At 33.0% G+C, this 12,024-nt stretch carries 9 protein-coding genes, 1 other RNA gene and 1 pseudogene; 7 read left to right on the top strand and 4 right to left on the bottom strand.

The annotated features are described in order from the left end of the window. The 3 genes and pseudogenes from Q1A46_RS10950 to Q1A46_RS10940 form a co-directional block, all read right to left on the bottom strand. Window positions 1–483, bottom strand: a pseudogene (locus tag Q1A46_RS10950) (IS3 family transposase); the annotation flags it as partial. 8 nt (window positions 484–491) lie between these two features. Next, entirely contained in the window at window positions 492–878 is a 387-nt protein-coding gene (locus tag Q1A46_RS10945) for a helix-turn-helix domain-containing protein (RefSeq protein WP_299678110.1), read from the bottom strand. Window positions 879–964: 86 nt separating this feature from the next. Further along, a complete protein-coding gene (locus Q1A46_RS10940; protein ID WP_299678107.1) occupies window positions 965–1,156 on the bottom strand; it encodes a hypothetical protein in 192 nt (63 codons plus the stop codon). A 158-nt stretch (window positions 1,157–1,314) separates the two neighbouring features. Here Q1A46_RS10940 and Q1A46_RS10935 point away from each other — a divergent pair, with 158 nt between their 5' ends. Further along, window positions 1,315–2,070: a heat-shock protein Hsp90 gene (locus Q1A46_RS10935; RefSeq protein ID WP_299678104.1), complete on the top strand. Its 756-nt coding sequence runs from the start codon at window positions 1,315–1,317 to the stop codon at window positions 2,068–2,070. A gap of 65 nt (window positions 2,071–2,135) precedes the next feature. Here the strand turns inward: Q1A46_RS10935 and Q1A46_RS10930 are convergent, their stop codons facing one another. Then, window positions 2,136–2,645 (bottom strand): hypothetical protein, encoded by a 510-nt coding sequence (locus tag Q1A46_RS10930; protein WP_299678101.1) that lies wholly within the window; start codon window positions 2,643–2,645, stop codon window positions 2,136–2,138. A 155-nt stretch (window positions 2,646–2,800) separates the two neighbouring features. On the opposite strand from Q1A46_RS10930, the gene Q1A46_RS10925 reads away from it, so the two are divergent. The 6 genes from Q1A46_RS10925 to Q1A46_RS10900 all read left to right on the top strand — a co-directional run bounded on the left by Q1A46_RS10925 (window position 2,801) and on the right by Q1A46_RS10900 (window position 12,001). Continuing rightward, window positions 2,801–3,385, top strand: coding sequence for a nucleotide exchange factor GrpE (locus Q1A46_RS10925; protein ID WP_299678098.1), 585 nt, complete (start codon window positions 2,801–2,803; stop codon window positions 3,383–3,385). Between the two features lie 78 nt (window positions 3,386–3,463). Then, entirely contained in the window at window positions 3,464–4,588 is a 1,125-nt protein-coding gene (gene dnaJ / locus Q1A46_RS10920) for a molecular chaperone DnaJ (RefSeq protein WP_299678095.1), read from the top strand. A 160-nt stretch (window positions 4,589–4,748) separates the two neighbouring features. Then, window positions 4,749–5,064, top strand: an RNA gene (rnpB, locus tag Q1A46_RS10915) — RNase P RNA component class A. A 412-nt stretch (window positions 5,065–5,476) separates the two neighbouring features. Then, on the top strand, window positions 5,477–8,251 hold the full coding sequence (locus Q1A46_RS10910; RefSeq protein ID WP_299678092.1) for a bifunctional aconitate hydratase 2/2-methylisocitrate dehydratase: 2,775 nt from the start codon (window positions 5,477–5,479) through the stop codon (window positions 8,249–8,251). A 152-nt stretch (window positions 8,252–8,403) separates the two neighbouring features. Next, on the top strand, window positions 8,404–10,671 hold the full coding sequence (locus Q1A46_RS10905) for an aconitate hydratase (protein WP_299678089.1): 2,268 nt from the start codon (window positions 8,404–8,406) through the stop codon (window positions 10,669–10,671). 118 nt (window positions 10,672–10,789) lie between these two features. Beyond that, window positions 10,790–12,001, top strand: coding sequence for an anti-sigma factor (locus Q1A46_RS10900; RefSeq protein ID WP_299678086.1), 1,212 nt, complete (start codon window positions 10,790–10,792; stop codon window positions 11,999–12,001). Window positions 12,002–12,024: the final 23 nt, after the last annotated feature.

The raw sequence follows: 12,024 nt of genomic DNA, 5'->3' as shown, positions 1-12,024 counted from the left end.
TTCTAAGGTATTATCCAAATGATAACCGATAATTTTCTTAGAATATGCATCTGTAACTAATGATAGGTGCATAGGGTTTTTACGATTTCCTAGATAGGTGATATCTGCCACCCATACTTGTTCTGGTCTAGTTACTTCTAAATTTTCAATAAGATTCGCATGTTTTCTAAAACGATGATGAGAGTTGGTTGTGATATGATAACTCTTTTGTCGTTTTATCAATAGTTTATTAGCACGTAAAATATCAAATAATCGATCTCTTCCAACACCTAAACTAGCTAATTCTTCTGAAAGAATATAATACAGTTTTTTTGTTCCAATTCTTGGCTGTTCCATTCTTACACCCTTAACCAATTCAACAACCTTATAGGCTATTGATTGAGCTTTCTTAACTCTATAATTAGCTCTATAATACACCTGTCTACTAAACCCGAGTAATTTACAGGTAGAAGAAATACTTTCTTTGTTTTGTAAAATAAACATATCAATTACTAGGTTTTGGAGTTTTTTCTGATAGGAATATTATACTCTTTCTCTGCTAAATCAATCATCATGTCAAACAGTATCGCTTTCTTCTCTGCTGCTGATGCTTGAGCTTTTAAACGATTATTTTGCTTTTCTAATTGACGTAATTTTTGCTCTAATTCTAATAGTTTTTGTTCTGGTGATTTTGGCATAGTAGATGGTGTTTGATGATCCCAATCAAAGTTACCATATTTCCGTAACCATACTAAAACAGTGCTGCGACCTTGAATTCCATATTTAAGTTGAGCCTGTTTGTAAGTGAGTTCGCCTTTTTCTACTTCAGATACAACGGAAAGTTTAAAACTCATCGTATAATCTTTCTGAGTACGTTTGCGGTAAGTATTGTTGTTCATAATGTTACATAATTGTGTAACGCTATTTCAGGACGAGACATTGTATAAAATAAAAAAAGCGACTTATTTAAGTCGCTTTCTTTATTTTACATTTCTTGATCACAAGTATATTCTTGTGGACAAGCTATAACTTGTTCACAATATTTTGGTCCAGTGACTCTTCCAGCACAATCACATCCACAATATTTAGGATCGATTAAAATGATTCCACCATTTAAAGTTTTTTGATCTTTTTTTGTTAATACAGATACACCGTTAACATTTAATAAGTTTTTCATAATAAGCTTGATTTTATAAGGTTAATAAATTCGTTTCTAAATTTAAAAAGTTTTCTTGTTAATGAAAAAATTAATAACTTTTTAAAATGTTAAAAAAGTAAGTTTATATCATTAATACGACTTAACTCACATAATTAATGATTAGCAAATACTATAAAATGAAAAAAATCTTTTTTACGTTGTTTTTAAGCTTGACTATAACAATGTTTGCTCAAGACCAGAAAAATAACTTTACAAGAAGTATCGAAAGTAAGCATAAGAAAACTGACTTTTTGAATAAAAAATATATCTCATATGATATTAATATCCAGTTTGGAGGTAAACATTATATGAAAGGTACTATTGTTCAAGAAACTGGTGGAGGAAAAATAAAAATTACTAAAGAAGATGGATCAGTAATTATTTTTGATGGAACCAATGTTTATGGAAAAGGAATTTCAGCAAAAGCTAAAGCTGGTGCACGTTTCGATATTTTTACATGGTCTTATTTTTTAGGTTTACCATATAAACTAAATGATTCAGGTACCATTTGGTCGAATTTTGAAATGAATACTTGGGGAGGAGGTAAATTAGATTCAGGTAAGTTAGCATTCCAGTCAGGAATAGGTGATGCGCCAGACGATTGGTATGTTGTATACAAATCAAAAGAAAATGTTCTGGAGGGAGCTGCTTATATAGTGAGTTTCGGAAAAGGAAAAGAAGCAGCAGAAAAAGAACCTCATGCAATTAAGTATAACAATTATAAAATAGTAAGTGGAATTCCTTTTTCTACGAATTGGACATTTCATTTATGGACTTTAAAGAAAGGGTATACGAACCAAATTGGAGAAGTTAATTTATCAAATATTACTTTCCCAGATATAGTTAGTTTTACTATTCCTAAAGAAAGTGAAATAATTAATGCTCCTAAATAAAAATGGCATAAAAAAACTACCGTTACTTATATAACGGTAGTTTTATATATAATTTGAAATAAATGCTATTTCTTTTCTTCAGTTTTTTCTTCTTCTTTGGTTTTATCTTCAGAAACCATTTTAGCATCTTCAACTTTTACTTTTTCGTGATCTTTAACCATTTTGTTATGCTCATCAAGCATTTGTTGATGTTGTTTTTTTAATTCTTCATGATCTTTAACCATTTGCTCTAAAGAAATTTCTCCAGTTAAATGTTTTTCTTCTAAAGTTTTGTGTTCCGAGATTAATTTTTTATGTTTTTCAACTAATGAAGTGTGAGAACCTAAAATAGCAGCGTGTGCTTTTTCATTAACAACATGTAAAGAATCATTTTCTAAATCTTTATGCGATGTAAGCATTGCGCTATGATCGTCATTCATTGTACTATGTTTCTTTTCAATCTCGTCATGCGTTTTCATCATTACTTCATGTTCTGCAACTAAAGCTTTATGCTCTGGACTTTCAGCAGGATTTTTCTTACATGAAATAACTGTTAATGCTAAACATACTAACATCGATTTCGATAAAAATTTCATAATTGGGTATTTTGGGATTATTTAGGTATAAATATAGTATAAATAAAGTAAATAGATTTTTTCGAATGTTATCAAAATGTCATTATGACATTTTTTTAGTATTGGCAGTATTCTTGCTTTTAATTAGCAAACTAAAATTAAAGAAACGATTTACAATGAGTAAAGATCAATATACTAAAGAAGATGAGTTAAATGATGCAATTAAAAATGCTGAATTTAAACAAGAGGAGAAGAAACCTAATGGAAATGAGGAGGAAAATACAGAGGAGACTGTAAAAGATGAGGAAGGAAAACCATCTTCAGAAGATTTATTACAGGCTGAAAAAGATAAATATTTACGCCTTTTTGCAGAGTTTGAAAATTATAAAAAACGTACTTCTCGAGAAAGAATTGAGCTTTTTAAAACAGCAAATCAGGAACTAATGACAGTTTTACTGCCAATTTTGGATGATTTCGAAAGAGCTTTAACACATATTGAAGATGATAAAGAAGCTGAAGAATTAAGAAAAGGTGTGTTATTAATTTATCAAAAATTACTTAAAACTTTAGAACAAAAAGGATTATCAGCTATAGAGGTAAATCAAGGTGATGTGTTCAATGCAGATACACATGAAGCTATCACACAGATTCCTGCACCATCAGATGACCTTAAAGGAAAGATTATAGATTGTGTAGAAAAAGGTTATAAACTTGGAGATAAAATCATTCGTCACCCGAAAGTTGTTGTAGGACAAGCATAAACATTGAACAAACTAAAGATCAGTTAATGTAAAATAATTTCATTACTGATTATTTTGTTCATTGATAATTGAAAAAACATGGCAAAGCAAGATTATTACGAAGTATTAGGTGTAGCTAAATCAGCTACTCAAGCAGAGATAAAGAAAGCTTATCGTAAGATGGCTATCAAATATCATCCAGATAAAAACCCAGATAATAAAGAGGCAGAAGAAAAATTTAAGTTATGTGCAGAAGCTTATGAAGTTCTAAGTGACGAACAAAAGAAAGCACGTTACGATCAATTTGGCCATTCAGCATTTGAAGGAGGAGCTGGAGGTTTCGGCGGTGGCGGAATGAACATGGATGATATCTTTAGTCAATTCGGAGACATTTTTGGAGGTGCCTTTGGTGGTGGTTTCGGAGGCTTCGGTGGAGGCAGTCGTGGAAGAGCTAGAGTAAAAGGAGGAAATCTTCGTATTCGTGTTAAACTTACTTTAGAAGAGATAGCTAATGGTGTAGAGAAAAAGGTTAAAGTACGTAGAAAAGTACAAGCAGATGGAGTAACCTACAAAACATGTACTACATGTAATGGTACAGGGCAAATTATGCGTGTTACGAACACTATTTTAGGTAGAATGCAAACAGCAACTACTTGTTCAACATGTCAAGGAGCAGGAGAGATGATCGATAAGCGTCCTAGTGATGCAGATGCTCAAGGAATGATCGTAAAAGAAGAAACAGTTACAATTAATATTCCTGAAGGGGTAACAGAAGGAGTCCAGTTAAAAGTAGGAGGTAAAGGAAATGAAGCTCCAGGTAAAAATTCTATTCCAGGTGATTTATTAGTGTTAATTGAAGAAGTACAGCACGAAACAATCAAAAGAGAAGGAAGTAATTTACATTACGATTTATATATAAATTTTTCTGAAGCTGTATTAGGAACTTCAAAAGAGATTGAAACAGTTACAGGAAAAGTTAAAATTAAAGTTGATGCTGGTACTCAATCTGGCAAAATCTTGAGACTTAAAGGTAAAGGTTTACCTAGTATAGAAAGATATGGTACAGGTGATTTCTTAATACATATTAATGTATGGACACCACAAGAATTAACCAAAGAGCAACGTAAGTTCTTCGAATCTATGTTAGTAGATGATAACTTTTCACCAAACCCACAAAAATCAGATAAATCATTTTTTGATAGGGTAAAAGATATGTTTTCATAAAAAGAATAATTTTTTTTACTTTTTTTTGTAGGAAGTTAAAAAAAGTTATATATTTGTAGTGTCTGGAAGACGTTCCAGATACTTTTTCTTTTTCATAGCAATTTTCCCACTCAATCTTTGAGTGGGTTTTTTTATGAAAGCTATCAAGTAAAAAAATAAATTAGCAGACCAGCCTTATCGCTAGGAGTTTATCTCTTAGAGGAAAGTCCGGACACCGAAGAGTAAGCATAGCGGATAACATCCGTCCAGTGTAAACTGAGGACAAGTGCAACAGAAAGAATGTACAGGTAATGCTGTAGTGAAATCAGGTAAACTCTATGCGGTGCAATGCCACGTATATTAGAGCTCGAGTGTTACTCGCACGATTCTAAGGGGTAGGCAGATAGATTTTTGCAGTAATGCACTAACTAGATAAATGATAAGGACTTTTTTTCATTAAAAAGTAACAGAATCCGGCTTATTGGTCTGCTTTTTCCTCTAAATTATTTTTTAATATCTCAAAATCGCATATTCAAAATTATGAATTTGATAATTTAAGATTTGTTTTTTAGTGAATTAATAAAAAACATCTTCTTAAGATGTTTTTTGTTAGATAATATTTAATGTTTGATCGAAAACGTTATATTATTTTCAAATATGAACGAAAATTAGTAAATTCGCCAGACTTAAAATTATAAACATTTTACTGTGTGATTTTTGTTTGTAAGCAACTCATAAAAATTGAGTCTTATTTAATAGAACTTACATAGGACAATTAAACTAGAATAGTCTTGCAGATGATATGCAACTATACAAACGACATTGTTACAATTAACTATGGCAAAGTAAGATTAGGTGTAAACAACTAATTGATAAAATTGCCTTTAACATTGAAAAGATTTTTCTATTATGAACTACCAAGATTACTTAAAAGAGATTGAAGAAAGGAAAAAGCTAGGTTTACATCCTAAGCCAATTGATGGCAACGAATTACTTAGTGAAATTATCTCGCAAATTAAAGATGTAAATAACGAGTACAGAAAAGAGTCTCTTAATTTCTTTATTTATAATACATTACCAGGTACAACAAGTGCAGCAGGTGTAAAAGCAAAGTTTTTAAAAGAGATTATCCTAGGAGAATCTGTAGTAGAGGAGATTACACCTACTTTTGCTTTTGAGCAGTTATCACATATGAAAGGAGGTCCTTCAGTTGAAGTACTTTTAGATTTAGCATTAGGAAACGATTCAAGCATTGCTGAAGAAGCTGCTAAAGTTTTAAAAACACAAGTATTCTTATATGAAGCAGATACTGAGCGTTTAGAAAATGCGATGAAAGATGGTAATAACTTAGCTAAAGGTATTATCGAAAGCTATGCTAAAGCTGAATTCTTTACTGAGTTACCAGAAGTTGATGAAGAAATTGAAGTTGTAACTTATGTGGCAGGAGTTGGAGATATCTCTACAGATTTACTTTCTCCAGGTGCAGATGCACATTCAAGATCAGATCGTGAATTACATGGTCAATCTATGTTCGAGCATAATAAAGATATGCAGAACGAATTATTAGCATTACAAAAGCAGCACCCAGACAAGCGTGTAATGTTAATAGCAGAAAAAGGAACAATGGGAGTTGGTTCATCAAGAATGTCAGGTGTAAATAACGTGGCTTTATGGACGGGTATTCCTTCTAGTCCATATGTGCCTTTTATCAATATTGCACCAGTAATTGCAGGTACTAATGGTATTGCTCCAATTTTCTTAACTACAGTTGGTGTTACAGGAGGTATTGGTATCGATCTTAAAAACTGGGTGAAGCAAAAAGATGAAAATGGAAATACTATCGTAGATGAAGATGGTGATCCAATTTTAAAAGAAGTTTATTCAGTTAAAACAGGTACAGTTTTAACAATCAATACTAAAGAAAAGAAATTATATAACGGAGACACTGAATTAAAAGATATCTCAACTGCATTAACTCCTCAAAAGATGGAGTTTATTAAAGCAGGAGGTTCTTACGCAGTAGTTTTCGGTAAGAAATTACAAACTTTTGCATGTAAAGCTTTAGGTATTGATGTACCTCAAGTATATGCTCCTTCTAAAGAAATTTCTATTGAAGGTCAAGGTTTAACTGCAGTAGAGAAAATTTTCAATAGAAATGCTGTGGGAAATACTCCAGGAGTTACATTACATGCAGGATCAAATACTCGTGTAGAAGTAAATATTGTTGGATCTCAGGACACTACAGGATTAATGACTTCTCAAGAGTTAGAAATGATGGCAGCAACTGTTATTTCTCCAATCGTAGATGCTGGATATCAATCAGGATGCCACACAGCTTCTGTATGGGATGACAAGTCTAAAGCGAACATTCCAAGATTAATGAAGTTTATGAATGACTTCGGATTAATTACTGGTCGTGATCCTAAAGGAGTTTATCACGCAATGACTGATGTAATTCACAAAGTATTAAACGACATTGCTGTTGATGATTGGGATGTTATTATCGGTGGAGATTCTCACACGAGAATGGCAAAAGGTGTTGCTTTCGGAGCGGATTCTGGAACAGTAGCTTTAGCATTGGCAACAGGTGAAGCGACAATGCCAATTCCTGAGTCAGTTAAAGTAACTTTCAAAGGAGATATGGTTCCTTACATGGATTTCCGTGATGTAGTTCACGCTACACAACAACAAATGTTAGATCAGTTTGAAGGAGAGAATGTATTCCAAGGAAGAATTATCGAAGTACACATTGGTACATTAACTTCTGATCAGGCATTTACATTTACGGATTGGACAGCTGAAATGAAAGCTAAAGCTTCTATCTGTATTTCAGAAGATGAAACATTAATCGAATCATTAGTAATTTCAAGAGATCGTATTCAAATTATGATTGATAAAGGAATGGACAATGAGAAACAAGTTTTACAAGGTTTAGTTGATAAAGCTAATAATCGTATTGCTGAATTAGAGTCAGGAAGTAGACCTGCTTTAAGACCAGATGCTGATGCTAAATATTATGCAGAAGTTGTTATTGACTTAGACAAGATTGTTGAGCCAATGATTGCTGATCCAGATGTAAATAACGAAGATGTTTCTAAACGTTATACTCATGATAATATTCAACCTTTATCTTTTTACGGAGGAACTAAGAAAGTTGATTTAGGATTTGTTGGATCATGTATGATTCACAAAGGAGATATGAAGATTTTAGCTCAAATGTTAAAGAACATTGAAGCTCAACAAGGTGAAGTTAAATTTAATGCTCCATTAGTTGTAGCACCACCAACATATAACATTGTTGACGAGTTAAAAGCAGAAGGTGATTGGGATGTTTTAGCTAAATATTCAGGTTTTGTATTTGATGATGATGCACCAAAAGGAGCAGCGCGTACTAAATATGAAAATGTATTATATTTAGAGCGTCCAGGATGTAACTTATGTATGGGTAACCAAGAAAAGGCTGAGCCAGGAGATACTGTAATGGCAACTTCTACTCGTTTATTCCAAGGTCGTGTCGTAAGAGACTCTAAAGAGAAAAAAGGAGAATCATTATTATCATCAACTCCTGTAGTTGTATTATCATCAATCTTAGGAAGGACTCCAACATTAGAAGAATATCAAGCAGCTGTTGAAGGTATTGTATTAACTAAATTCAAACCATCGCAAAAGCTATTAGTTGTTTAATTAGCAACTTTTATATCATATTATAGAGTCCAAGTTTTTACTTGGGCTTTTTTATTTCAACACCTTATTTAAACTCGTTATAATTAAAATAAGTTACGAATTTCTATTACGTTTTTTTGGTAAATTAGTCTACAAACTAAAACTTATAGTTCATGGCTTTCGATATTGATATGATAAAAGAGGTTTATGCTAAAGTAGTTGAAAGAGTAGATTCTGCTCGAAAGATTACTGGTAAACCGTTAACATTAGCAGAAAAAATATTATACACACACCTTTGGGATGGTAATCCATCTAAAGCTTTTCAAAGAGGTAAAGATTATGTAGATTTTGCGCCAGATAGAGTTGCTTGTCAAGATGCAACAGCTCAAATGGCGTTACTACAATTCATGCAAGCAGGTAAAGATAAAGTAGCTGTTCCAACCACTGTACACTGTGATCATTTAATTCAAGCAAAAGAAGGAGCAAGCACAGATTTACAAAATGCATTAAACATAAGTAATGAAGTGTTTAATTTCTTAGAATCAGTTTCAAATAAATACGGAATTGGTTTCTGGAAACCTGGAGCAGGAATTATTCATCAGGTAGTTTTAGAAAATTATGCTTTTCCTGGAGGAATGATGATTGGTACAGATTCTCATACGGTGAATGCTGGTGGATTAGGAATGGTTGCTATTGGAGTTGGTGGAGCTGACGCCGTTGATGTTATGGCAGGTATGCCTTGGGAATTAAAGTTTCCTAAATTAATCGGAGTAAAATTAACTGGAAAATTATCGGGTTGGACTGCTCCAAAAGATGTGATTTTAAAAGTAGCAGAAATTTTAACTGTAAAAGGTGGAACAGGTGCTATTGTTGAATATTTTGGACCTGGAGCAACAGGAATGTCTTGTACAGGAAAAGGAACAATTTGTAACATGGGAGCAGAAATTGGAGCGACAACTTCTACTTTTGGTTACGACGATTCAATGGAGCGTTATTTACGTGCTACAGATAGAGCTGATGTTGCTGATGCAGCAAATGAAATAAAAGATTATTTAACTGCTGATGCTGAAGTTTATGCAAATCCTGAACAATATTTCGATCAAGTAATTGAAATCAACTTATCAGAATTACAACCATTATTAAATGGACCTTTTACACCTGATTTATCTACGCCAGCTGGACCTGAAATGACAGAAAAAGCAAATGCAAATGATTGGCCTTTAAAAGTTGAGTGGGGATTAATAGGTTCTTGTACAAATTCGTCTTATGAAGATTTATCTCGAGCTTCTTCAATCGCACAACAGGCTTTAGATAAAGGATTAAAAACAAAAGCAGAATTCGGAATTAATCCTGGTTCAGAACAAGTTCGTTATACCGCTGAACGAGATGGTATTCTTCAGGTTTTTGAAAAGCTTGATGCTAAAATTTTCACTAATGCTTGTGGACCATGTATTGGACAGTGGGGGCGTTATGAAGATCCTAAGAATGCACCTAAGAATAGTATCGTACATTCTTTCAATAGAAATTTTGCTAAGCGTGCAGATGGAAATCCAAACACACATGCTTTTGTAGCTTCACCAGAATTAGTAGCCGCAATTGCAATTGCTGGAAGATTAGACTTTAATCCAATTACAGATACATTAATTAATGAAAATGGAGAAGAAGTTAAGCTTGATGAACCAACAGGATGGGAATTGCCTCCAAAAGGTTTTGAAGTTAAAGAGAATGGATATTTAGAACCAGTTGCAGATGGAAGTGGAGTAGAAGTAGTTGTAAATCCAAATTCTGAACGTTTAGAATTATTAACACCGTTTACACCTATCGGAAACGAAATCAAAGGAGCTAAACTTTTAATTAAAGCTTTTGGTAAATGTACGACTGATCACATTTCTATGGCTGGACCTTGGTTACGTTATAGAGGACATTTAGATAACATTTCAAACAACTGTTTGATTGGAGCTGTAAATGCGTACAATAAGCAAACAAATTTTGTAAAAAGTCAAATAAATGGAGAATATGATGCTGTTCCAGCAACACAAAGAGCTTACAAAGCAGCTGGTATTCCAACCGTAGTTGTTGGAGATCACAATTATGGGGAAGGTTCTTCTCGTGAACATGCTGCAATGGAGCCACGTCATTTAGGAGTTGTAGCAGTAATTGTTAAGTCTTTTGCTCGTATTCATGAAACAAATTTGAAGAAACAAGGAATGTTAGGTTTAACTTTTGTTAATGAATCAGATTATGATTTAATTCAAGAAGATGATACATTCAACTTTTTAGATTTAAATGAGTTTGCTCCTGGAAAACAATTAACTATAGAAGTTGTTCATGCTGATGGTTCTAATGATCAAATTAAAGTGAATCATACTTATAATGAGGGTCAAATAGAATGGTATAATGAAGGTTCTGCATTAAACCTAATAAAAAAGCAGAATGCTTAAATAAAAATCACAAAAAATGATGATAAATTAACTCCTGAGTAAAAAATCAGGAGTTTTTTTGTAAGTAATAAAAAGATTAGCGACTAAAGCGCTATAATTAACTAAAATCTAATTTATAATGAAAAAACTAATTTTAGGAGCACTCGCTTTAGCTTTTACATTAACATTTACAGGATGTAACGATGATGAAGACGTTACAATTACAGAAGCAGGAACTTTGTCTGGTGGACCATTTTTTTTTTTAGTAGATGGTGTAGCAGATAATGTATCTGGTATTTCTGTAGGGGGAAATGTTATAGGAACAAACACATCTTTTATCATTACAGATGAAGCTGGAATGATTTTAGGTTTACCAGGGGATATTGCTGCTTTAGAAGGAGTAAATTTTGATGCTGCTGGAGCAGGAAAATGTTTCATATGGTACATTGCCTACGAAAATGGACTAGAAGGATTAGAAATGGGAAAAAATGCCAATAGTCTTTCAGGAAATTATGATCTATCTAATAACATTGAAGTTGATAGAATTCAAGGAGCTAGTTTAACACTTAATTTTACTGGTTTAGAAAATTTAGGAGCTGATTATAAATACGAAGGTTGGGTAATTGTAGATGGAGCTCCAGTTACTACAGGTGTTTTTACAGTTGATGATTCAGGAGTTTTATCTCAAACTGAGTTTTATGTAGAAAAAGCTGATTTAGATGCTGCAACTGCATTTGTATTATCAATTGAGCCTGCTGTTGATCCAGATCCGGCTCCAGCTGATACTAAATTATTGTCAGGAGATTTTTCTGGTAGTTCTGCTAGTGTTTCTTCTACAGGTATTGTAGCTGATTTTAGTGCCTCAAGTGGTAAGTATATCTTAGCAACTCCAACAGATATGGATGACACTAATGAATACAGTGGAATTTGGTTTTTAGATAATTCTGTAATGCCTGCTATAGCTGGATTAGATTTACCAACTTTATCTGCTGGATGGAAATACGAAGGTTGGGTAGTAGTAAATGGAACACCAATTAGTACAGGTACATTTACAGACCCAGGAGCGGCAGATGATAATGCATCTACTTCACCATTTAAAGGAACTACAAGTAACGGACCTGGATATCCTGGTGAAGATTATGTTATGGGAAGTGTTGGAAGCATTGCTTTTCCTTTAGATTTAAGAGGAAGTACAGTAGTGATTTCTGTTGAACCAAGTCCAGATAACAGTCCAGCGCCATTTACGTTAAAGCCTTTAGCACAAGGTATTCCTGCAATGGCTATGGACCATTCAGTATTAAATATTGGAGCAGGACCAGTTCAAGTGATTTCAGGTACAGTAACAAGATAAAATATCATTAAATTATAATGAAT

Origin of the sequence: uncultured Tenacibaculum sp. (assembly GCF_947502995.1) — a bacterium.
Classification (GTDB): Bacteria; Bacteroidota; Bacteroidia; order Flavobacteriales; family Flavobacteriaceae; genus Polaribacter.
Note: the sequence above shows the minus strand (reverse complement) of the source record. Positions and strands in the feature narration are given on the sequence as shown.

What these genes read in the sequence shown, in the direction of transcription:
- Q1A46_RS10905 (WP_299678089.1), top strand. Translation starts at nt 8,404, where the DNA reads ATGGCTTTCGATATTGATATGATAAAAGAGGTTTATGCTAAAGTAGTT.
- Q1A46_RS10930 (WP_299678101.1), bottom strand. Translation starts at nt 2,645, where the DNA reads ATGAAATTTTTATCGAAATCGATGTTAGTATGTTTAGCATTAACAGTT.
- Q1A46_RS10900 (WP_299678086.1), top strand. Translation starts at nt 10,790, where the DNA reads ATGAAAAAACTAATTTTAGGAGCACTCGCTTTAGCTTTTACATTAACA.
- Q1A46_RS10935 (WP_299678104.1), top strand. Translation starts at nt 1,315, where the DNA reads ATGAAAAAAATCTTTTTTACGTTGTTTTTAAGCTTGACTATAACAATG.
- Q1A46_RS10945 (WP_299678110.1), bottom strand. Translation starts at nt 878, where the DNA reads ATGAACAACAATACTTACCGCAAACGTACTCAGAAAGATTATACGATG.
- Q1A46_RS10910 (WP_299678092.1), top strand. Translation starts at nt 5,477, where the DNA reads ATGAACTACCAAGATTACTTAAAAGAGATTGAAGAAAGGAAAAAGCTA.
- Q1A46_RS10925 (WP_299678098.1), top strand. Translation starts at nt 2,801, where the DNA reads ATGAGTAAAGATCAATATACTAAAGAAGATGAGTTAAATGATGCAATT.
- dnaJ (WP_299678095.1), top strand. Translation starts at nt 3,464, where the DNA reads ATGGCAAAGCAAGATTATTACGAAGTATTAGGTGTAGCTAAATCAGCT.
- Q1A46_RS10940 (WP_299678107.1), bottom strand. Translation starts at nt 1,156, where the DNA reads ATGAAAAACTTATTAAATGTTAACGGTGTATCTGTATTAACAAAAAAA.